The organism is Microbacterium sp. AB (assembly GCF_032878875.1).
GTDB lineage: Bacteria > Actinomycetota > Actinomycetes > Actinomycetales > Microbacteriaceae > Microbacterium > Microbacterium betulae.
Genome location: NZ_CP118157.1, coordinates 903,543 through 925,478 on the forward strand (window position 1 = coordinate 903,543; position 21,936 = coordinate 925,478).

19 protein-coding genes are annotated in these 21,936 nt (G+C 71.4%); 10 read left to right on the forward strand and 9 right to left on the reverse strand.

Annotation, left to right across the window (positions count from 1 at the left end; genetic code table 11):
- Positions 1-45 precede the first annotated feature (45 nt).
- On the forward strand, positions 46-771 hold the full coding sequence (locus tag N8K70_RS04360; protein WP_317140394.1) for a TetR/AcrR family transcriptional regulator: 726 nt from the start codon (positions 46-48) through the stop codon (positions 769-771).
- Positions 772-1,452: 681 nt separating this feature from the next.
- On the opposite strand, the gene N8K70_RS04365 is transcribed toward N8K70_RS04360, so the two are convergent.
- Positions 1,453-2,475, reverse strand: a complete 1,023-nt coding sequence (locus N8K70_RS04365) for an aldo/keto reductase (RefSeq protein ID WP_317140395.1) — start codon at positions 2,473-2,475, stop codon at positions 1,453-1,455.
- A gap of 116 nt (positions 2,476-2,591) precedes the next feature.
- On the opposite strand from N8K70_RS04365, the gene N8K70_RS04370 reads away from it, so the two are divergent.
- The 3 genes from N8K70_RS04370 (at position 2,592) to N8K70_RS04380 (ending at position 4,623) form a co-directional block, all read left to right on the forward strand.
- A complete protein-coding gene (locus tag N8K70_RS04370; RefSeq protein WP_317140396.1) occupies positions 2,592-3,206 on the forward strand; it encodes a TetR/AcrR family transcriptional regulator in 615 nt (204 codons plus the stop codon).
- A 65-nt stretch (positions 3,207-3,271) separates the two neighbouring features.
- The gene (locus tag N8K70_RS04375) at positions 3,272-3,859 is read left to right on the forward strand and encodes a TetR/AcrR family transcriptional regulator (protein ID WP_317140397.1); all 588 of its coding nucleotides are present in this window, start codon (positions 3,272-3,274) and stop codon (positions 3,857-3,859) included.
- An 83-nt stretch (positions 3,860-3,942) separates the two neighbouring features.
- Complete coding sequence (locus N8K70_RS04380; RefSeq protein WP_317140398.1) at positions 3,943-4,623, forward strand: type 1 glutamine amidotransferase domain-containing protein; 681 nt, start codon at positions 3,943-3,945, stop codon at positions 4,621-4,623.
- Between the two features lie 119 nt (positions 4,624-4,742).
- Here N8K70_RS04380 and N8K70_RS04385 read toward each other — a convergent pair whose 3' ends face one another.
- The 7 genes from N8K70_RS04385 to N8K70_RS04415 all read right to left on the reverse strand — a co-directional run bounded on the left by N8K70_RS04385 (position 4,743) and on the right by N8K70_RS04415 (position 12,207).
- The gene (locus tag N8K70_RS04385) at positions 4,743-5,558 is read right to left on the reverse strand and encodes a transglutaminase-like domain-containing protein (RefSeq protein ID WP_317140399.1); all 816 of its coding nucleotides are present in this window, start codon (positions 5,556-5,558) and stop codon (positions 4,743-4,745) included.
- A gap of 46 nt (positions 5,559-5,604) precedes the next feature.
- Positions 5,605-6,408, reverse strand: coding sequence for an aldolase/citrate lyase family protein (locus N8K70_RS04390; RefSeq protein ID WP_317140400.1), 804 nt, complete (start codon positions 6,406-6,408; stop codon positions 5,605-5,607).
- A complete protein-coding gene (hpaH, locus tag N8K70_RS04395; RefSeq protein ID WP_317140401.1) occupies positions 6,393-7,178 on the reverse strand; it encodes a 2-oxo-hept-4-ene-1,7-dioate hydratase in 786 nt (261 codons plus the stop codon). Before hpaH ends, N8K70_RS04390 begins: the two co-directional genes overlap by 16 nt.
- Positions 7,179-7,287: 109 nt before the next feature.
- Positions 7,288-8,445, reverse strand: coding sequence for a 3,4-dihydroxyphenylacetate 2,3-dioxygenase (gene hpaD / locus N8K70_RS04400; protein ID WP_317140402.1), 1,158 nt, complete (start codon positions 8,443-8,445; stop codon positions 7,288-7,290).
- A gap of 29 nt (positions 8,446-8,474) precedes the next feature.
- Positions 8,475-9,986 (reverse strand): 5-carboxymethyl-2-hydroxymuconate semialdehyde dehydrogenase, encoded by a 1,512-nt coding sequence (hpaE, locus tag N8K70_RS04405; RefSeq protein ID WP_317140403.1) that lies wholly within the window; start codon positions 9,984-9,986, stop codon positions 8,475-8,477.
- Complete coding sequence (locus N8K70_RS04410; RefSeq protein WP_317141169.1) at positions 9,983-10,705, reverse strand: GntR family transcriptional regulator; 723 nt, start codon at positions 10,703-10,705, stop codon at positions 9,983-9,985. Before N8K70_RS04410 ends, hpaE begins: the two co-directional genes overlap by 4 nt.
- 5 nt (positions 10,706-10,710) lie before the next feature.
- Positions 10,711-12,207: a fumarylacetoacetate hydrolase family protein gene (locus N8K70_RS04415; RefSeq protein WP_317140404.1), complete on the reverse strand. Its 1,497-nt coding sequence runs from the start codon at positions 12,205-12,207 to the stop codon at positions 10,711-10,713.
- 210 nt (positions 12,208-12,417) lie between these two features.
- Between N8K70_RS04415 and N8K70_RS04420 the strand changes: the two genes are divergently transcribed.
- A complete protein-coding gene (locus tag N8K70_RS04420; RefSeq protein ID WP_317140405.1) occupies positions 12,418-13,800 on the forward strand; it encodes an MFS transporter in 1,383 nt (460 codons plus the stop codon).
- Between the two features lie 76 nt (positions 13,801-13,876).
- The gene (locus N8K70_RS04425; protein ID WP_317140406.1) at positions 13,877-15,775 is read left to right on the forward strand and encodes an FAD-binding monooxygenase; all 1,899 of its coding nucleotides are present in this window, start codon (positions 13,877-13,879) and stop codon (positions 15,773-15,775) included.
- A gap of 30 nt (positions 15,776-15,805) precedes the next feature.
- On the opposite strand, the gene N8K70_RS04430 is transcribed toward N8K70_RS04425, so the two are convergent.
- Positions 15,806-16,516: an IclR family transcriptional regulator gene (locus N8K70_RS04430; RefSeq protein ID WP_317140407.1), complete on the reverse strand. Its 711-nt coding sequence runs from the start codon at positions 16,514-16,516 to the stop codon at positions 15,806-15,808.
- Positions 16,517-16,745: 229 nt separating this feature from the next.
- On the opposite strand from N8K70_RS04430, the gene N8K70_RS04435 reads away from it, so the two are divergent.
- From N8K70_RS04435 to N8K70_RS04450, 4 genes are all read left to right on the forward strand, one after another.
- A complete protein-coding gene (locus N8K70_RS04435; RefSeq protein WP_317140408.1) occupies positions 16,746-17,708 on the forward strand; it encodes an AraC-like ligand-binding domain-containing protein in 963 nt (320 codons plus the stop codon).
- Between the two features lie 129 nt (positions 17,709-17,837).
- The gene (locus N8K70_RS04440) at positions 17,838-18,737 is read left to right on the forward strand and encodes an alpha/beta hydrolase (protein ID WP_317140409.1); all 900 of its coding nucleotides are present in this window, start codon (positions 17,838-17,840) and stop codon (positions 18,735-18,737) included.
- Positions 18,734-20,359, forward strand: coding sequence for a flavin-containing monooxygenase (locus N8K70_RS04445; protein WP_317140410.1), 1,626 nt, complete (start codon positions 18,734-18,736; stop codon positions 20,357-20,359). Before N8K70_RS04440 ends, N8K70_RS04445 begins: the two co-directional genes overlap by 4 nt.
- 138 nt (positions 20,360-20,497) lie before the next feature.
- Entirely contained in the window at positions 20,498-21,925 is a 1,428-nt protein-coding gene (locus tag N8K70_RS04450; RefSeq protein WP_317140411.1) for an aldehyde dehydrogenase family protein, read from the forward strand.
- Positions 21,926-21,936 lie beyond the last annotated feature (11 nt).

Genomic DNA, 21,936 nt, shown 5'->3' on the forward strand with positions numbered 1-21,936 from the left:
AACGGTAACACATCACTGGTGTGATGTTCGCGTTATCATCGATCCATGGGCAGCGACACGGTGGACGGGACCAGGGCGCGGATTCTGCGGGCCACGATGGAGTTGCTGGCCCGCGAGGGGCGACGAGGCGTGTCGACACGTGCGGTCAGCGCCGCCGCGGGCATCCAGCCGCAGACGATCTACCGGCAGTTCGGCGACATGGACGGCCTGCTCGCCGAAGCGGCGCACGAGGGGTTCCGCCGGTATCTGTCCTCGAAGTCCTCCCGCCCCCGGCGAACGGACCCGGTCGACGACCTCCGCGACGGGTGGGATCTGCACATCGAGTTCGGCGTGCAGCATCCCGCGCTCTACCTGCTGATGTATGGCGCCCCCGACCAGTCCCGCGAATCCTTCGTCGTGTCCGAGAGCACCGCGATCCTCCGAGGACTCGTCGAGACGCTCGCCCGTGCGGGCCGGCTGCGCATCGACATCGAGACCGCCGTGGCGATGATCCACTCGACCGGCGTCGGCGTGGTCATCTCGCTCATCGGATCACCCGAAGGCGATCCGGGAGCTTCCGATCTGTCGAAGAGTGTGCGAGAGGCGATCCTGGACGCCATCGTCGCACCGAGCTCCGCAAGGGAGGACGCCACGGCCGCCCAGGACAACCCCGCGATTCCCGCATCGGCCTTGCGGGCCGTCCTCATCCGGGCCTCCAGCCCGCTGACCCCCGGAGAATCGCTCCTGCTCGATGAACTCCTCACCAAGATCAGCACCTCGCGACGAGCCTGAACCCGCGCAACCTCGTCGGGTCAGCCGGTCCGGTCCACGAGGGCGGTGGCCTCCGACCCGATGCCGGCCACGAATGCGCCGATCTTCTCCGGCTGTCCCGCTATCCGTGGTTGTTTGCGAGGCGCTGCCTGTCGCGCCTGAGCCGGGCGAGGAGCGCATCCGCAACCCCGCCCTGCGCCCGAAGGGCGCGTGGGCATTGATCCGGAGGTCGAGATCACCGTGCTCGAACCCGGCCGGGAGGCGTTCGCCGCGACGCGCGAGCCGCTCGTCGATGCCGTGCAGCGACACTTCACCAGCCGGCTCGACGCCGGCCAGCGAGCAGCCCTGCGCAACATCACCGGCGCGCTCGCCGACGAGCGATCTCCGATCACGACCGTCGGGCCGGACCCCGCACGCCGTTCTTCTCACGGTCTCCGCCGGCACGGTGGCGATGTCGCCTCCGGCTCGAAGAGGAACCTCGATCCGAGGATCTCGCCGGTCTTGCGCCAGAGGCCGGCGGTCGAGCCGGGGTTCCGAACGGCCCGTGAGGGCTTGCGGATCGTGGGGTGCCCCGTGATGCTCGCGATGCCGTCGGGTCCGACGTGGCTCCCGCCCGGAACGTTCGTGGTGCTGGCGACCCCGGCTCGGGCGAGAGGGACGGCCCTTCCCGTGCCGTCCGTTCCGAGGCGGGCGCTCACGACGTCACACGATGGCCCGGTCCGCCACGGGACGTCGTCGCAGTCCGGTCGTCCGGATGGCCGGCGGCACGTATGCCTGGTCGAGGGTGCCGATGTCGGTTCCGGGCGGGACGATCTCGTCGATGCGGTCGAGGACGTCGTCGCCGAGGCTCACGTCGAGGCCGGCGAGGAGTCCGTCGAGATGCTCCATGGTGCGTGCTCCGAGGAGCGCGCTCGTGACTCCCGGATGGGTGACGGCGAAGGCCATGGCGAGGTGCGGCATGGAGATGCCCGCCTCCTCGGCGAGGGGGACGAGCTGCTCGACGGCGTCGAGGCGGCGCTCGTCGCCGTAGGCGGTGAAGAACTTCGCCCGTGCGAGGGGGTTCTCCTGGCCGCGACGGACGCGTCCGGTGAGCATGCCCTGCCCGAGCGGCCCCCAGACGAGCACGCCCATGCCGTGCTTCTGGGCGACGGGGAGCACGTCGCGTTCGATGCCGCGGTTCAGGATGGAGTAGGGCGGCTGTTCCGTGCGGGGACGTTCCAGGCCGCGGCGCTCGGCGACCCAGTGCGCTTCGACGAGGTCCGAGGCGGGGACGGTGGAGGTGCCGAAGGCGCGGATCTTGCCGGCCCGGACGAGGTCGGTCATCGCGGACAGGGTCTCCTCGATGTCCGTGTCGGGGTCGGGGCGGTGGAGCTGGTAGACGTCGATGTAGTCCGTCCGGAGGCGGCGCAGCGAGTCCTCGACCGCGGTCGTGATCCAGCGGCGGGAGGCGCCCTGCCGGTTCGGATCGGTGCCGCGGGGGTTCCCGACCTTGGTGGTGAGGACCACGTTCTCGCGGCGGCCGGTGAGCGCCTGGCCGACGACGTCCTCGGAGTCGCCGTAGGCGTCCGCGGTGTCGATGAGGTTGATGCCGGCGTCGATGGCCTTGTGGATGATGCGGGCGGAGTCGGCGGGGTCGGGGTTGCCGACCTGGGTGGCGAACATGAGCGTGCCGAGCCCGTAGGGGCTGACCTTGATGCCGGTGCGCCCGAGCGTGCGGTAGTGCATGGCTCCTCCGAACCTGGGATGTGGCTGCGTGGGGACCCCCGTGACGTACGATGGCCATAACCGGAGGCTCATTCCGGAACTATACGGAATAGCGTTCCGTTTATCAAGGGGTGGAGATGGAAGTCGATCGCGTGGGGAGCGCGAGCCGCGCAGGCGCCGCGGGTCCGGGCCGCCGACTGCGCGCGGACGCTCAGCGAAACGTCGCGGCGCTGCTGGACGCGGCGAAGGTCGTGTTCGCGAGCGACGGCGTTGACGTTCCGGCGAAGCAGATCACGGACTCCGCGGGGGTGGGGGTCGGCACTCTCTACCGGCACTTCCCTCGTCGCTCCGATCTCATCATCGCCGTGCTGCGGCAGGAGATCGACGCGTGCATCGCCGCCGCCGGAGAGCTCGGACGAAGCCACGAGGCGTGGGAGGCTCTCGTGCTGTGGATCGAGCGGTTCGCCGACTTCGTCGCCACCAAGCAGGGCCTCGCCGCGGCGTTGCACTCGGACGATCCTGCCTATGACGGCCTGCCCGAGCAGCTCCTGGACCGGCTCGAGCCGGCACTCGATGCGCTCCTGTCGCGGGCGGTCCGAGAACGGCGCGCACGAGCCGGGGTCGGACCGCGGGAGATCATGGTGAGCATCGCGCTGCTCTCCCAGTCGGTCGCCGGCGAACCGCCCGAGTTCAACCGCCGCATGATCGGCGTCTATCTCGACGGCCTGACGGTCTCGCGGGGTGAGGCGTGACCGTCCAGGACGCTCGGGGCCCGATTGTATAGACGACTGGTCTAATCGTCTGGTACGGTCGGTCCATGCCTGCCGCAGTCGACACTCGCCGGAGCATTCTCGATGCCGCGCAGCGTACCGTCGCCCATAAGGGGTGGGCGGCTGTCGGCCTCAATGAGGTCCTCGGTGTCGCCGGGGTGCCCAAGGGGTCGTTCTATCACTGGTTCGGCTCGAAGGACGCCTTCGGTGTGGCCATGCTGCAGTCGTATTTCACGGGCTACCTCGCCGACATGGACGACATCTTCGCGCGCACTGATCGGACCGTGGCGACGCGGCTGGTGGAGTATTGGCGCGGGTGGCGTGAGACGCAGAGCGTGAACGACTGCGAAGGCAGGTGTCTCGCCGTCAAGCTCGGCGCCGAGGTCGCCGACCTCTCCGAGCCGATGCGCCATGCGCTCGAGGAGGGCACCGGCGCGATCATCGACCGGCTCGCGGCCATGCTCGATGCGGGAGCCGTCGACGGGTCGTTGCCCGCGTTCGCGGACGTGCGCGCGGTCGCGCGGTCGCTCTACGGCCTGTGGGTCGGGGCGAGCGTGCTGGCCAAGATCCACCGCGACGTGACGCCGATGGACGACGCGCTCGCCCACACCCTCCAGCTTCTCCGGCTGGCCTGAGGCCCTCTCCCGCATCGACGACCGGCGGTGCGGGTTACCACTCCATCAGTGGAGACGACCGGTCTACTCGAAAGGTCATCATCATGAAGATCCTCATCGTCCTCACCTCGCATGACGAGCTCGGCGACACCGGCACGAAGACCGGCTTCTGGCTCGAGGAGCTCGCCGCGCCCTACTACCGTTTCCGGGAGGCCGGCTACGACATCACCCTGGCCTCCCCGAGGGGCGGGCAGCCGCCGCTGGACCCGAAGAGCAGCCTGCCCGAGTTCCAGACCGACGACACACGCCGCTTCGAGGCGGACCCCGAGGCGGTCGAGGCGCTCGCGCACACCGTGCGCCTCGACTCCGTCTCCGCGGCCGACTTCGACACGGTCTTCTACCCGGGCGGCCACGGACCGCTGTGGGACCTCGCCGAGGACCGGGACTCCGTCCGCCTGATCGAGACCACGCTGCGCGCGGGCAGGCCGGTGGCCCTGGTGTGCCACGCGCCCGGCGTGCTGCGTCACGCGACCGACGAGGACGGTGCCCCGCTCGTGCGGGGCAGGAAGGTCACCGGGTTCACCAACACGGAGGAGATCGGGGTCGAGCTCGACAAGATCGTGCCGTTCCTCGTCGAGGACGAGCTGATCCGGCTCGGCGCCGACTTCTCGAAGGCCGACGACTGGGCCTCCTACGTCGTCGAGGACGGGCTGCTCATCACCGGCCAGAACCCGACCTCGTCGGCCGCGACCGCCGATGCCCTGATCGCCAAGCTCACCACATGAGCGCCGTCCGTCTCCGGGATCCGGAGCTCCCCCTCGTCGGCGGGTGCGGGGGAAACCGCTCGTGACGCCGGTCGTCTCCTCCTGGCTTCGTGGCCGGCGCGGAGTGCCTCCGCTCGTTCTCAGACGATCGAGACGAGCCGCGTGACATCATCGTCGGGCAGCCGGTCGGCGACGGCGGTGACCTCGACGGCGACGAGGTCGGCCCTGCCGGACAGAACGCTGAGGAACGCGGTGTCGGCGGCGTCCCGTCCTGTCGCGATGCGCACGAGGGCGGCACGCGGGGCGAGCGTGGTGGCGTCGACGGTGCGCCACGATCCGTCGACCCACGCCTCGGCGACGGCGTGGAAGTCCATCGGCTCGAGTCCGGGAGCGTACACGGCGGCGAGCCGTGCCGGCAGGCCGCTCGCGCGCAGCAACGCGACGGTGAGGTGCGCGTAGTCGCGACACACGCCCTGGCGGGACAGGAGCGTGCGCACGGCGCCGTCGGTCGGAAGCGAGGATCCCGACACGTAGGCGAGGTGCGTGCCGACCCACGACGACACGGCGGCGAGGAGCTCCGCGGGGTCGTCGATGCCGCCGAACTCCGCGAGCGCGGTGGGGCCGAGCGCATCAGACTCGGCGTACCGGCTCGGGCGGGTGTAGCGGATGACGTCGACCGCTGACGTGCCGCCGGGCTCGGCGGGGCCGTCGACCGTCGCGGCGTAGTCGAACGTCAGCCGCCCCGGCCGGGCGGCGGCGACGCGGTGCAGCCTCGTTCCGTGCGCGTCGGAGAGCTCGACGACGTGCTGCGGCTCGCCGTCGATCGCGACGGCGAGCCGCTCGGAGGCCGTGGCGTATTCGGCTGCGACCGCCACAGCGAAGATCAGCTCGGCGGTTTCCGTGACCTGCAGCTCGACGCGCGCAGAGACGCTCCTCGTCCTTCCGGCGTCGTTCATGTCGACCAGGATCCCACGACCCCGTGACATCCGTGTGAACGAGGGATCAGTAGCTCACGCGCTCGCCCTCGCCGGGACCCGCGCCGAATCGCGCGGCCAGCGCCTCCGCGCCACGCGCCAGGAGCGCCACGTCGGCGCCGACCAGCACGAACGACGCGCCCGCGTCGAGGTACGACCGGGCCACGTCGGGGTCGAAGGCGTTCACCCCGACGGGCTTGCCGGCGGCGCGGACGGCCTCGAAGGCGCGGAGCACTGCGGCGGTGACGTCGGGATGGGTCTGCTGCCCGAGCACGCCGAGAGAGGCGGCCAGGTCGCTCGGCCCGACGAACACGCCGTCGACGCCGTCGACCGCGGCGATCTCGGCGGCCGCGGCGACGCCGGCGGCGTTCTCGATCTGCACGAACAGCGAAACGTGCCGGTCCGCGTCGAGGAGGTAGTCGTCGACGCGGTTCCACCGCGCCGAGCGTGCCAGTGCCGATCCGACGCCCCGCACCCCGCGCGGCGGGTAGCGCACGGCGCGCACGAGCTCTTCGGCCTGTGCCGCCGAGGAGACCATCGGCACGAGCAGGTTCTGTGCGCCGAGGTCGAGCACCTGCTTGATCGCCACGACGTCGCCGACGGGCACACGCACGACCGGGGTCGCCGGGTACGCGGCGATCGCCTGCAGCTGCGCGAGGGTCGACTCCAGGCCGTTGGGGGAGTGCTCCTGGTCGATCAGCACCCAGTCGGTGCCGGAACCGGCCACGATCTCGGCGACCAGGGGGCTCGCCGAGCACACCCAGATGCCGGCGAGGGGGCGGGGCGCCTCGGCGAGCCGGTCGCGGAAGGTGGGGGTCAGACGAAACGACATGAGATGGTTCCCAACGGTCCGTAGTCGCAGAGCACGCTGTCGCCGCGGGAGATCCACGCCGGCCGGGTGAACGACCCTGCCAGGATGAGCTCGCCCGCCTCCAGGCGCGCGCCGTGCTGGTGGAACTTGTTCGCCAGCCACGCGACGCCGGTGGCCGGATGGTTGAGGACGCCGGCGGCGACGCCGGTCTCCTCGATGGTCTCGTTGCGGTAGAGCAGCGCCGAGACCCAGCGCAGGTCGACCTGGTCGGGGCGCACCGGGTTGCCGCCGACCACCAGGCCGCCGTAGGCGGCGTTGTCGCTGATGGTGTCGACGATGGTGCGTCCCTCCAGCTCGATGTGGGAGTTCAGCACCTCCAGCGCCGGAGTGACGTACTCGGCGGCGCGCAGCACGTCGAACAGTGTGGCGTTCGGGCCCTCCAGGGGCTCCTTGAGCAGGAAGGCGAGCTCGACCTCGATCCGCACGTTCGAGAACGCGTCGTAGGGGATCGTCGCGCCGTTCTCCCACACGGTGTCGTCGAACATCACACCGTAGTCGGGCTCGGTGATGCCGGTCGCGGCCTGCATGGCCTTGGAGGTCAGGCCGATCTTGCGGCCGATCAGGCGGCGCCCCGCCGCGATGTTCTTGTCGCGCCACACTCCTTGGATGGCGTAGGAGTCCTCGATCGTGGCGTCGGGGTACCGTGCGGTGATCCGGGGGATCACGCTGTGGCTGCGGTCGGCCTCGGCGAGCTCCTCGGCGATGGCGGCGATCACATCGGGGTCCAGCATCCGGTGTCTCCTGTTCGATCTCGTGACGGTGCATGTCTCACCTGTTCAGGGATCCGGGCCGGCGAACCTGAACAGGTGAGACACGCGGGTGGGGCGGTGGACCGGCGGGCTAGAGCTGGTGGCCCAGCTTGTACTCGCCCTTCTTCCAGTCCGGCAGCTCCTCGCCCTCGCGGGTGTAGGAGAAGCCGTCGGCGCCGATGGTGACGGCCAGCTCGCTGGAGTCGGTGCGGGCGACGACCGGCTGCGGGTTGCCGTCCAGGTCGAGCACGAGCGACGCCTCGGTGTACCACGTCGGCACGACGGGGTTGCCCCACCAGTCGCGGCGCTGGTTGTCGTGCACGTCCCAGGTGACCACCGGGTTGTCGGGGTCGCCGGTGTAGTAGTCCTGCGTGTAGATCTCGATGCGGTGCCCGTCGGGGTCGCGCAGGTACAGGTAGAACGCGTTCGATACGCCGTGGCGGCCCGGGCCGCGCTCGATCCGGTCCGACAGCCGCAGGGCGCCGAGCTTGTCGCAGATGGCGAGGATGTTGTGCTTCTCGTGCGTCGAGAACGCGATGTGGTGAAGGCGCGGTCCGTCGCCGCCCGTGGTCGCGGTGTCGTGCACGGTCGGCTTGCGGCGCATCCACGCGGCGTAGACGACGCCGTCGGAGTCCTGGATGTCCTCCGTGACGCGGAAGCCGAGATCCTGGTAGTGGCGCACGGCGCGGGGCACGTCGGGCGTCACCTGGTTGAAGTGGTCGAGGCGGACGAGCTCCCCGGGGCCGTGCAGGTCGTACCGCCAGGACAGGCGCTCGACGTGATCGGTCTGGTGGAAGAACTCGTAGGGGAAGCCGAGCGGGTCCTCCACCCGCACGGAGTCCCCGATCCCCCTGACGAAGCCGTCCCGGCGGCGCTCGACGCGGCATCCGAGCTCGGTGTAGAAGGCCACCGCCCTGTCGAGGTCCTCCGCGGCCCGCACCCGATAGGAGAACGCGGCCGCGGCGGCGACGGGCCCCTTCCGCAGCACGAGGTTGTGGTGGATGAACTCCTCCGTCGAGCGCAGGTAGATCGCCTCGTCGTCCTCCTCCGTCACGTGCAGGCCGAGGACGTCGACGTAGAACGCGCGCGATGCGGCGAGGTCCGTGACGACGAGCTCCAGGTACGCGCAGCGGAGGATGTCGGGCGGGGGAGAGGAGGGGGTGGCGACGGGGTCGTCGGAGCGGATCGGCGCCTCCTGGCTCACGAAGAAGCCGGACGAGGCGGGCGTGCGGTCGTCGATGCGGGTCATGTCATGCGTCCTTGCGTGAGCGGCGGCGGTCAGTTCTTGCCGAAGGTGGGGTTGTGGACCTTCCCGAGCGTGATGTGCACGGCCTGCTGGTCGGTGTAGAAGTCGATCGACCGGTAGCCGCCCTCGTGGCCGAGGCCGGAGGCCTTGACGCCGCCGAACGGGGTGCGGAGGTCGCGGACGTTGTTGGAGTTCAGCCACACCATGCCGGCCTCCACGCTCTGGGCGACGTTGTGGGCGCGCTTGAGGTCGTTCGTCCACACGTAGGCGGCCAGGCCGTACTTGGTGTCGTTCGCCAGCGTCAGCGCCTCGGCGTCGTCGTCGAACGGGGTGATCGCCACGACCGGGCCGAAGATCTCCTCCTGGAAGATGCGGGCGTCGGCGGGCACGTCGGCGAACACGGTCGGCTCGACGAAGTTTCCCTCGGGGAAGCCGGCCGGCCGGCCGCCCCCGGCGACGAGGCGCCCCTCGGTCTTGCCGATCTCGATGTAGGAGACCACCTTGTCGTAGTGCTCGGGATGCACCAGTGCCCCGACCTCGGTCTTCGGGTCGTGCGGGTAGCCGACCCTGACCCGCTTCGCCTGCGCGGCGTAGCGCGCGACGAACTCGTCGTACACCGAGCGCTCGACGAGGATGCGGCTGCCGGCGGTGCAGCGCTCGCCGTTGAGCGAGAAGACGCCGAAGATCGTCGCGTCGATGGCGGCATCCAGGTCGGCGTCGGCGAACACGATCGCTGGGCTCTTGCCGCCGAGCTCCATCGACAGGCCTTTCAGGTACGGCGCGGCGTTGCCGAAGATGATCTGGCCGGTGCGGCTCTCGCCGGTGAACGAGATCAGCGGCACGTCGGGGTGCTTCACGAGCGCGTCTCCGGCGTCCTCGCCGAGGCCGTTGACGAGGTTGAACACGCCCCTCGGCAGCCCCGCCTCCTCGAAGATGCCCGCCCACAGCGACGCCGACAGCGGCGTGAACTCGGCCGGCTTGAGCACGACGGTGTTGCCGGTCGCCAGCGCCGGGCCGAGCTTCCACGACTCCAGCATGAAGGGGGTGTTCCAGGGCGTGATGAGCCCGGCGACGCCGATCGGCTTGCGGTTGACGTAGTTGATCTGGCGGCCGGGCACCTTGAAGGTGTCGTCGGCCTGGGCGACGATGAGGTCGGCGAAGAATCGGAAGTTCTCGGCGGCGCGGCGCGCCTGTCCGAGCGCCTGGGTGATCGGCAGGCCCGAGTCGAAGCTCTCCAGCTCGGCGAGGCGCTGGTCGCGCGACTCGACGATGTCGGCGATCTTGTGCAGGACGCGGGAGCGCTCGCGGGGGAGCAGCCGCGGCCACGGTCCCTCGACGAACGCGCGGCGGGCGGCCGCGACGGCGCGGTCGATGTCGGCCTTCTTGCCGGCGGCGCCGGTGGCGTAGGTCTCGTTGGTCACCGGGTCGAGCACGTCGAAGGTGTCGCCGTCGGCGGAATCGACGAACTCGCCGTCGATGTAGTGCCGGATCGTCGTGGGCAGGTCGGCGGGGACGTGCCGCTGGGTCAGGGCGGTGTCGGTCATGATGCCTCCGGTTCAGTGGCGGGGTCGGGGGTGCGGGCGGCGAGGAACGCGTCCATCGTGCGCCAGCGGTGGTCGCGGGCGGCCAGCTCGATGCTGAGCGGGTCGGCTCCGGAACGGATCAGGTCGAGGATCTCGGCGTGCTCCTCGACGGAGTGGTGCGCACGGCCCGGGACGAACGCGAACGTCGAGTCGCGCAGGCCCGACAGGCGCGTCCAGCCGCGGTGCACGAGGTCGAGGATATGCGGGTTGGGGCACGGCTCGTACAGCACCGAGTGGAACTGCTGGTTCAGCTGGGTGAAGGCGAGCGGGTCGAAGTCGTCGAGCAGTCGTTGCAGCCGCTCGTTGACGGCCTCGGCGCGTTGGAGGGCCTCGTCGGTCAGCAGCGGGGCGGACAGCGAGGTCGCCGCACCCTCGACGAGGCCGAGAGTCTGCATCGTGAAGACGTACTCGCGCGCGTCGACGACCGCGACGCGCGCGCCGACGTTGCGCTCGAAGGTGACCAGGCCCTGCGCCTCCAGCTGGCGCACCGCCTCGCGGACGGGCACGACGCTCATCTCGAGCGTGTCGGCGATGGGGCCGAGCACGAGCCGGTGGCCGGGGCCGAACTCGTGGCTCGCGATTCGCTCGTGCAGCCACGAGTAGGCGCGCTGCGACTTGCTCGACGTCGACGGGTCGGCCGGCGCGGGCGCCGGCGCGCCGCCCCGCTGCCGCGTCGCCATGTCGGTCACCGCGATTCCCGCCACCGGTCGTACCGGGCGCGCCACTCGGCGTTCGGGGGGAACAGCCCGTCGACGGGGTTCCCGGCCGCGACCTGCTCGGCGACCCAGGCGTCCTCGTCCTCCTGCGCGAGCGCGGCGTCGGCGACCTCCTCGACGAGGGCGGGCGGGATGACGATCACGCCGTCGGCGTCGCCGACGATCACGTCGCCGGGGAGCACCGTGGCCCCGCCGCAGGCGACGGCGACGTCGGCGTCCCACGGCACGTGCTTGCGCCCGAGCACGGCGGGGTGGGCGCCCTTCGAGAACACCGGGAGGCCGATCCCGGCCACCGCATCGAAGTCGCGCACGCCGCCGTCGGTGACGACGCCGGCCGCGCCGCGGCTGCGGGCGCGGAGCGCGAGGATGTCGCCGAGCGTGCCGGAGCCGGTCTCGCCGCGAGCCTCGATGACGATCACCTCGCCCTCGCCGACGGCGTCGAACGCCCGCTTCTGGGCGTTGTAGCCGCCGCCGTGGCTGGCGAAGAGGTCCTCGCGGTTCGGCACGAACCGCAGCGTCCGGGCGGTGCCCACCAGCTTCGCGTCGGGGAGGTTCGGCCGCAGCCCGTCGATCGCGACGTTGTTCAGGCCGCGCTTGCGCAGCTGCGCCGACAGGCCCGCCACGGGGGCGCGCCGCAGCTTGTCGCGGAGCTCGTCGGTGAGCCGGAACGACTCGGGCTCGGGATCCAGACCCGCGGCCTCGCGCGAGCCCCAGGCGTCGACGCGCTGCGCGTCGTCGACCTTCGGCCCCGAGCCGACGTCGGAGAAGGGCGTGTCCCCCTGGGTCACTGTGCTGCGCAGGCGCCCGGAGCTCGGCGCGCCGCCGGCGGTCGGCGCATCGACCTCGACCTCGACGACGTCGCCGGGGACGATCACCGAGGCCCCCGCCGGCGTGCCGGTGAGGATGACGTCGCCGGTCTCCAGGGTGACGTGCTGCGACAGATCGGCGACGAACTGCGCGAGCGGAAAGATCAGGCCCGCGGTGGTGTCGTCCTGCACGAGCTCGTCGTTGACCCAGGTGCGCAGCCGGAGCGCGCCGGGGTCGACGGTGCGGGCGTCGATGAGCCCGGGGCCGAGCGGGGTGTAGCCGTCGCGTCCCTTGGAGCGGACGTTCGAGCCCTTGTCGGCCCAGCGCAGGTCGTAGACGCCCACGTCGTTCGACGCGGTGACCCAGCCGACGTGCTCCCAGGCCCGCTCGAGCGGCACGCGGTACGCGGGCTCGCCGATGACGAGCGCGATCTCGCCCTCGAAGGAGAGCAGCTCGGTGCCTGCGGGGCGCTCCAGGGTGCCGCCCGAGCCGGTCACGGAGCTGCTCGGCTTGAGGAAGTAGGACGGAGCGGTGGGCCGCCGCCCGCGCTGGTCGGCACGCGAGGCGTAACTGATGTGCACCGCGACGACCTTGCCGGGCCGGGGCGCGATCGCCGGTCGGCGTGTGTCGGCGGCTTCGCCGGCGGATCCGTGGGTCATGAGCTCCCTCGCTCTCGCATCGTCCCCAGATTATATACGATCGAGGGCGATCGTTCCACATCGGGTCGTCGGTCTCTCTGTGACCGCAGTCGTATGCCGCTCCGCGCACCGGTTGAATGCGAGCGAACTCGCCCCTATACTCAGCGAGCGATAGTCGAACAATGCGTTCTGATAGTGAACGATGTTCGAGAAGAGGACGAAGGAGTCTTTATGAGCGGATCCGCCTCCCCCGGGTTCACGCCCACCGGAACGATCGCCAGCCACGGCGACCGACGTCGGGTCGTGTTCGCCACCGTCATCGGCACCACCGTGGAGTGGTACGACTTCTTCGTCTACGCCTCGGCGGCCGGCCTCGTGTTCAGCCGGCTGTTCTTCCAGCCCGCGGGGGAGCAGGCGGCGATCCTCCTCTCCTTCGCGACGGTGGGCGTGAGCTTCCTGTTCCGCCCGCTCGGCGCGTTCCTCGCCGGTCACTTCGGAGACAAGTACGGCCGCCGCGTGGTGCTTGTGCTCACATTGATCGTGATGGGCGGGGCGACCACCCTCATCGGCGTGCTGCCCACCTATGCGCAGATCGGCCTCGGGGCGCCGATCCTGCTGATCGTCCTGCGGATCCTGCAGGGCATCTCGGCCGGCGGCGAATGGGGCGGCGCCGTGCTGATGGCCGTGGAGCACGCGCCCAGGAAGAAGCGCGGTCTCTTCGGCGCCGCGCCGCAGATCGGCGTGCCGCTCGGTCTCCTCCTCGCCTCGGGCGTGATGGCCGTCATGGCGGTCATCGCCCCGGGAGACGCCTTCCTCGAGTGGGGATGGCGCGTGCCGTTCCTGCTCAGCATCGTCCTGATCGTCATCGGCTACTGGGTGCGCCGTCGCGTGGAGGAGAGCCCGGTGTTCGCCGAGATCGCCGAGCGCAAGGAGCAGACCCGCCTGCCGATCGTGCAGCTGTTCCGCAGGCACACCCCGCTCGTCGTCATCGCCGCGCTCGTCTTCGCCGGCAACGGCGCGGCCGGGTACATGACGACCGGCGGCTACATCCAGAACTACGCCACAGACCCCTCCGGCCCCGTGGGCCTCGAAGCCGGGCCCGTGCTCTGGGCGGTGACCGGAAGCGGGTTCACCTGGCTCGCGTCGACCTTCGTCGCAGGGTGGGTCTCCGACAAGATCGGCCGACGCGCGACCTATCTCGTGGGCTGGGTCGTGCAGTTGGGCGGGGTCCTCGCCCTGTTCCCGCTCGTGAACACCGGCGGAGTCGGGGGCGTGTTCGCCGGCGTCGCCGTGCTCACCGTCGGTCTCGGCTTCACCTACGGCCCGCAGGCGGCGCTCTACTCCGAGCTGTTCCCGGCCTCGGTGCGCTTCTCGGGCGTGTCCATCTCATACGCCATCGGCGCGATCCTCGGCGGCGCGTTCGCTCCGACCATCGCCGCGGCGCTCGTGCAGGCCACAGGCACCACCTGGGCCGTCACGTGGTACCTCGCCGGGATGACGGCCATCGGCCTCGTCGCGACGCTGCTGCTGCGCGACCGCAGCGGCATCCCGCTCGGCCCCGACCACGAGACCGAGCAGGCGGTGAGCCCGATCCGGGGAGTGTCGAAGGCCTGACCCCGTCGATCACGACGCGCAGGAGTCGACGCCGAGATGTCGCACGGACATCAGCACAGAGAAACGAGGACCTCCAATGCAATTCCACCACCACGGCTATGTGTCCGGCGACCCACGCCTCCAGCCCGCGGCGGGTGTCGGGCTCGACCGCCCCGACGAGCTCCCCGACGAGGTCGACGTGCTCATCGTCGGGTCGGGCCCCGCGGGGATGATCGCGGCGGCTCAGCTAGCGCAGTTCCCCGGGATCACGACCCGCATCGTCGAACGCCGGGACGGCAGGCTCGTGATCGGCCAGGCCGACGGCATCCAGGCCCGCAGCGTGGAGACCTTCCAGGCCTTCGGCTTCGCCGAGCGGATCGTCGCCGAGGCGTATCGCATCACGGAGATGGCGTTCTGGAAGCCCGACCCCGCGGAACCGGCGCGGATCGTCCGCTCCGCCGTCGCACCGGACGACGCCACCGGGGTCAGCGAGTTCCCGCACCTCATCGTGAACCAGGCGCGCGTGCTCGACTACTTCGCCGAGACGGCGGCGAACGGGCCGGCCAGGGTGCGCCCCGACTACGGCCTGGAGTTCGTCGGGCTGACGGTCTCGGACAGCGACGAGCGTCCCGTGACCGTCACGCTCCGGCACACCGCGGGCCCCCGAGAGGGACAGGAGCGCACCGTCCGCGCGAAGTACGTCCTCGGCGCGGACGGCGCCCACAGCCGGGTGCGCGACGCGATCGGCTGCACACCCGTCGGCGACCGGGCCAATCACGCGTGGGGCGTCATCGACGCCCTCGCCGTGACCGATTTCCCCGACATCCGCACGAAGTGCTCGATCCAGTCCGAGGCCGGCAACATCCTGCTCATCCCCCGCGAGGGCGGCCACCTCTTCCGTATGTACGTCGACCTGGGCGAGGTGGCCCCGGGCGACGACGGCGCGGTGCGACGCACCACGGTGGAGCGGATCATCGCACGGGCCAACGACATCCTGCATCCGTACACGCTGGACGTGCGGCACGTCGCCTGGCACAGCGTGTACGAGGTCGGGCACCGTGTGACCGACCGCTTCGACGACGTCCCGCTCGCCCAGGCCGGCACCCGCACCCCGCGCGTGTTCATCGCGGGAGACGCGTGCCACACCCACAGCGCCAAGGCGGGACAGGGCATGAACGTGTCGATGCAGGACGGCTGGAACCTCGCCTGGAAGCTCGGTCACGTGCTGGAGGGCCGCAGCCCCGAGAGCCTGCTGGCGACCTACTCGGCCGAACGCCAGGTGATCGCGCAGGACCTCATCGACTTCGACCGCGAATGGTCGACGATGATGGCGAAGCGCCCCGAGGACTTCGACAGCCCCTCGGCGCTCGAGGACTTCTACGTGCGAACGGCGGAGTTCCCCGCCGGCTTCATGACCCGGTACGCCCCCTCCGTGCTCGTCGGCGAGACGACCCACCAGGCGCTCGCCGAGGGGTTCCCCGTCGGCAAGCGCTTCCGGTCTGCTCCCGTCGAGCGCGTCAGCGACGGCAACCCGGTCCACCTGGGCCACCAGGCGGCCGCCGACGGCAGGTGGCGCATCTACGCGTTCGCCGACGCGGCGCGCGCCGGTGAGGCCTCGGCGCTGTCGCACGTCGCGGCGTGGCTGGCGTCGTCGCCGGAGTCGCCGCTCGCCCGCACGCCGGGGGGCGCCGACGACGACGCGTGGTTCGACGTCAAGGTCGTCTACCAGCAGCCGCATCTGGATGTCGACCTGCCCCGGGTGCCCCGGGTGTTCACGCCACGGGTGGGGCCTTTCGGCGTGCTCGACCTGAACAAGGTGTACGGGGTCGACCCCGAGCACGACATCTTCGCGCTGCGCGGCATCGACCGGGGCGGTGCCCTCGTGGTGGTCCGTCCCGACCAGTACGTCGCGCATGTGCTGCCGCTGTCGGCGACCGAGGAGCTCGCGGAGTTCTTCCGCGCGGTGGCGGGTGTTCGGGACCCCGCCGGGGTGTGAGGCCCGCCACCGCGACAGCCGATGCCGTGCTCAGGCGCCGTACGCGCGGCTCACGTCGCCGACGGCACGCGTGAGCCGCGCCGCGATCTCCTCCTCGGGGAGGGGAAGGGAGACGTGGATGACGGCGATGGACGCGGGAGGCTGGTTCGGCAGCGTCAGCGGTACGGCGACCGATCTCAGGGACGCCACGACCTCGTCGTGGCTGACGGCGTAGCCGCGCGCCCGGCTCGCGGCGAGCTCCTCGCGCATCGCGCCGGGCATCCCCGCCGGCCAGGCCTCGCCCGGCAGGGCGAGCAGGATCGCCTTGCCGGGGGCGCCCTGGGTGACGGGATGACGGTGGCCGGGACGGTAGGAGACGACGGCCGCGGTGCGGCGCGGTGCGGCGCTGGCCAGGGTGACCGCCTCGTCGTCGAGCAGCACGGCGAGGAGGCACGTCATCCCCAGCTCGTTCGCGACCGCGTCGAGCTCGGGACGCGCCGCCTGCTGCAGATCGCGCGCCACTCCCGCCGCGAGCGCCGCGAGTCCGGCGCCGAGGCCGAGGCGTCCGGCGTCGTCGCGGGAGACGAGCCCGTGGCCCTCGAGCGTGCGGAGCATCCGGTAGGCGATCGACCGGTGCACCCCCAGTGCGGTCGCGAGCTCGTCGATCGAGAGGCGGCGCTCGGCCGCGGCGAGGATCTCGAGCAGCCGGATGCCGCGGCTCAGGGTCTGGGACGGCGCCGGTGCGCTCCGTTCAGCTGGCATCGTCAACCGTGTTCCTCCAGGAGTGGGCGGTGTCCGTGTCGTCGTCGCCTCGTCGCACGGCCCGCCTGCTCGATAGTATGACGCCCCGCCCCTCCGTGCCCGCACCCGCGCGGCGATGGTGGGACCGCGCACGATCCTCGTCGCTGCGTGCACGGGGCCGGCGCCGCGTCCCCTGCGGTGGCAGAGTCGTGCACACCCTGACGGCACAGCCTCGACGAGGAGGTCGACGATGATCATCGTGCCCCCGGACCCGATCTCGGTCGTGGTCGCCCCCGGCCGCCGGAGCGCCCTGTCGCGGTGGCGCTCCGCCGTCGACGACCTCTTCCCGCCCCTGCGCGTCGTGACGGAGGCGCGGGATTTCGGCGGCGCCATCCGGTCGGCGGGAGCGCCCGGTCTGCAGCTGACCGACATCTCGGCGAGTCCGCACGTTGTGGTGCGCGACTGCGACGGTCGGAGCGCGGGCCCCGACGGCTTCTACAAGCTGAGCCTGCAGCTCGCGGGTGAGGGCAGGATGCGGCAAGGGGGTCGCGAACTCGCGCTGCGACCCGGATCGATCGCGATGTACGACACGGCACGGTCCTACGAGCTGTCGTTCGACACGGACTGCCGTCTCCTGGTGGCGATGTTCCCCCGGTCGGCACTCGCCCTGCCCGCCGGGGTCGCGAACGAGCTGGCCGCCGTCCCGCTGCAGGAGACGGAGGGCGTGGGTGACGTCTTCGCCGCGTATGCGCGGAGCATGAACGACAACCTGGCCCTGCTGGCCGGAGCGGCGGGGCGGCGGACGGCACAGATATTCCTCGACCTGGCGGCGGTGTTCCTCGGCGAGCAGCTCTCCGCTGGCCTCGCCGGTGACGACGCCGGGCGGACGGCGCTGCTGATGCGCATCCTGCGTCACATCGACGACCACATCTCCGACCCGGACCTCGACCCCACGGGTATCGCCGCCGCCCACTTCATCTCCACGCGGCAGCTCTACAACGTGTTCGCACCGACGGGCGAGACCGTCGCGCAGTGGATCCGCCGCCGGCGGCTCGCCGGTGCGCGCGACGACCTCGTCCAGCCGTCGCAGCGGGACGCCACCGTCACCGAGATCGCCCGCCGCTGGGGCTTCGCCGACAGCGCGTACTTCGGGCGCGTGTTCCGGGAGACGTACGGCACGACCCCGGGACGCTGGCGGGCCGAGGCGCGCTGAGGCGCTGCACGGGATTCGCACTGCTCTGCGCGGAACTCCGGTCACACGGACGCCGCGGTCGAGGATGCTGTCGGGACGGGCGCGTTCTGCCACGACGACGTGGCGGCCCGATTCGGGAAGGACCGAGACATGAGCGCACAGGAGCTCGCACAGCTGCGCGGCGTACTGGCACAGGGCGGCGTGGACTTCACGGCAGAGCCCACGGTGGAACGCGTCAACTTCGACGGCCTGCTGGCCTCGTTCCCCCAGGACGAGAGCCTCGTCACCACCCGCCGCTCCGTCGGCGGCGTCAGCGGCCTCTGGGCAGACGGCGAGGGACCGGGAGTGCTGCTCTACCTGCACGGCGGCGGGTACACCCTGGGCTCCGCCGGCGGATACGGGCAGCTCGCGGCATCCCTCGCCCGCGCCGCAGGCGTCGCCCTCTTCTCGGCCGACTACCGCCTCGCTCCCGAGCATCCGCACCCGGCGGCCCTCGAGGACGCTCTCGCCGCATACCGCGGCGTGCTCGACTCGGGAGTCCGGGCGTCGGACGTCGTCGTGGCGGGCGACTCCGCCGGCGGGGGCCTGACGATCGCGCTGCTCGTCGCCATCCGCGATGCCGGGCTGGACGCCCCGGCCGCCGCCGTCGTGCTCTCGCCATGGGTCGACCTGAGCCTTTCCGGCCCGACGGTCGCCTCCAAGGCCGCCGCCGACCCGAGCCTCGACGAGAAGGGGCTGTCGAACGCGGCGCGCCACTACCTCGCCGGCGCGGACCCGGAGACGCCGACGGCGTCGCCGCTGTTCGCCGATCTGACCGGACTTCCGCCGCTGCTGATCGAGGTCGGCGAGGCCGAGATCCTCCTGTCCGACGCCACGCGTCTCGCCGCCGCGGCGGGGGAGGCCGGCGTCGACGTGCGCCTGCACGTCTGGCCCGGCATGGTGCACGACTGGGCGGTCTTCGCGTTCATGCTCGGCGAGGGCCGCGAGCTGATCGCCGAGGTCGGCGGGTTCGTCCGCACCCGCGTGAGCCAGGAGGTGCAGGCGCGATGAGCGCGGCTCGGGAGGGCACGAGGACCGATGTGCTGGTGGTCGGCGCGGGCTTCGCGGGGCTCGCGGCCCTGGCGATGCTGCACCGCGAGGGGTTCGACGTCGTCGGCGTCGAACGCGAGCACGAGGTGGGCGGCACCTGGTACGTCAACCGCTACCCGGGGCTGCGATGCGACGTCGAGAGCATGCACTACTCGTACTCGTGGGACGACGACCTCCAGCAGGAGTGGACGTGGAGCGAACGGTACGCGTCGCAGCCCGAGATCCTCTCGTATGCGCGTCACGTGGTCGACCGCTTCGACCTGCGCCGCGACATCCGCTTCGACACCGCGGTGACGGCGCTGCGCTTCGACCCCGTGCACGACCGCTGGGCGGCGACGCTGTCGGACGGCTCGACCGTCGACGCGCAGTGGGTCGTACTCGCCACGGGAGCTCTCTCGACGCCCAAGCCGATCGACATCCCCGGCGCGGAGGAGTTCCGCGGCGAGGTCCTCCACACCGCCGAATGGCCGCACGAGCCGGTGTCGTTCGCCGGGAAGCGCGTGGCGGTGATCGGCACCGGGTCCTCCGGCATCCAGGTGGCGACCGAGATCGCCAAGGACGCCGAGCATCTGTACGTGCTGCAGCGGACCCCGAGCTACAGCATGCCGGCCCGCAACCGGCCGCTCACCCCCGACGAGGTGGCGCGGTGGAAGGCCCGCTATCCGGACATCCGCGAGGCCGGGCGGCACTCGCTCGACGGCCTTGCGTCTCCGATGACGGGCAAGAACGCGTTCGAGGTCGACGAGCACGAGCGCCGCGCCCGCTACGAGGAGATCTACCGGGCCGGCCTGCCGTTCGCCTTCTTCGGCGTCTTCGACGACGTCCTCGTCGACGACGACGCCAACCGCTCGGTGGAGGAGTTCCTGGCGGAGAAGATCCGCGAGCGCGTGGACGACCCGGCGCTGGCCGAGAAGCTCATCCCCTCCGGCGCCCCCTTCGGCACCCGCAGGTCCTGCCTCGACAGCGGCTACTACGAGATCTTCAACCAGCGCAACGTGACGCTCGTCGCGCTGCGCGAGAGCCCCATCGTGTCGATCACCCCGCGCGGCATCGACACGACCAGGGAGTCGCTCACGGTCGACGCGATCGTCTACGCCACGGGGTACGACGCCTTCACCGGCACCCCCACCGCGATCGACATCGTCGGCGCGGAGGGCGCCACCCTCGCCGAGACGTGGGCGGACGGGGCGCGCAGCTATCTCGGGCTCATGGTGGCGGGCTTTCCCAACCTCTTCCTCGTCACGGGGCCGCAGAGCCCCTCGGTGCTCAGCAACGTGATCGTCTCGATCGAGCAGCACGTCGAGTGGATCACGCGGGCGCTCGCCGATGCGCGCCGCGACGGTGTGGTGCGCATGGAGGCGACCCGCGACGCGGAGCAGGAATGGGTCGACCATACGCGCGCGGTCGCCGAGAGCACCGTCTACCGTGACGCCTCGTCGTGGTACGTCGGCGCCAACGTCGCCGGCAAGCCCCGGGTCGTGCTCCCCTACGTGGGCGGGGTCGGCGGCTTCCGGGAGCGGTGCGAGGAGGTCGCCGCCGACGGGTATCGCGGATTCGCGCGTCGCGTGCGGGAGCTCGCGTGAACGCCTCGGCGGCATGCGCGCGGCGGCACACGGAATGTGCGCTGTACGACAACCGCCGCGGCCGCCGGCCTGGCGAGAATCGGAGGACGGGGGATCGGCGACGGCCGCCGTCCCCCAGGGACGAAGAAGGAGACATCGATGTCTGACATCACCCGGACACGCGACGAGACCGCGCTCGTGGCGCGTGTGCAGGCCGCCGACGGCGAGGGCCGCGACATCCACGACGCCGCCACCGGCGCGGTCATCGGGCAGGCGCCCGTGCATACCGTCGCCGACCTCGACGACGCGATCGCCCGGGCGAAGGCCGCCCAGCCGGCGTGGGAGGGGCTCGGCCATGGGAAGCGCGCCGAGCTGCTGCTCGCCGCCGCCGACGCGATCGAGGCGAACGCCGAGCCGCTCGCGCGCCTGCTCTCCCGTGAGCAGGGCAAGCCCCTCAGCGGGCCGAACGCCCGGTTCGAGGTGGGCGCGTGCGCCACCTGGCTGCGGGATGCGGCGACCACACCGCTGGAGCCGCAGGTGCTCGTCGACGACGAGAGCGGGTATGCGGAGCTCAGCTATCGCGCCGTGGGCGTCGTCGGCGCCATCGGGCCGTGGAACTGGCCGCTCATGATCTCGATCTGGCAGATCGCCCCGGCGCTGCGGATGGGCGACACCGTCGTCGCGAAGCCGAGCGAGTACACGCCCTTGAGCGTGCTCGCGCTCGTCGACATCCTCAACGAGGTGCTGCCGCCCGACGTGCTCATCGCCGTCTCGGGCGGTCGGGACGTCGGCGCCCGGCTCGCGTCGCACCCCGACATCGACAAGGTGATGTTCACCGGGTCCACCGCGACGGGTCGCAGGATCATCGAGGGCTCGGCGGGCAACCTCGCCAGGCTCACGCTCGAGCTCGGCGGCAACGACGCGGGGATCGTGCTCCCCGACGCCGATCCCGCGGCGATCGCGGAGGGCCTGTTCTGGGGTGCGTTCATCAACACCGGCCAGACCTGCGCCGCGCTCAAGCGCCTCTACGTGCACGACTCCCTCTACGACGAGGTCGTCGCCGCGCTCGCGGACCTGGCCCGCGCGACGCCGATGGGCGTCGGCCTCGACGAGGGGAACGTGCTCGGACCGCTGCAGAACCGGCAGCAGTTCGACATCGTGAAGCGCCTCGTCGACGACGCCGCCTCGCGCGGCGCCCGGATCGTCACCGGCGGCACGCCGGCCACCGAGCTCGGCGAGCTGTTCTTCCCCGTCACGATCGTCGCCGACGTCGAGGACGGCGTGCCGCTCGTCGACGAGGAGCAGTTCGGCCCGGCCCTGCCCGTCATCCGCTACACCGACGTCGAGGACGCCATCGCGAGCGCGAACCGGCTGGAGGCGGGGCTCGGCGCATCCGTGTGGTCGACCGACCGCGCCGCGGCCCGGGAGGTCGCCGCCCGGCTGCAGGCCGGCACCGTGTGGATCAACGGTCACGGGGGCCTGCACCCCAAGGTGCCCTTCGGCGGCGTGAAGGGGTCGGGCTACGGCCTCGAGTTCGGCGTCGAGGGTCTGAAGTCCGTCGCCGTGCCGCAGGTCATCAGCGGCTGAGAACAGGAAGA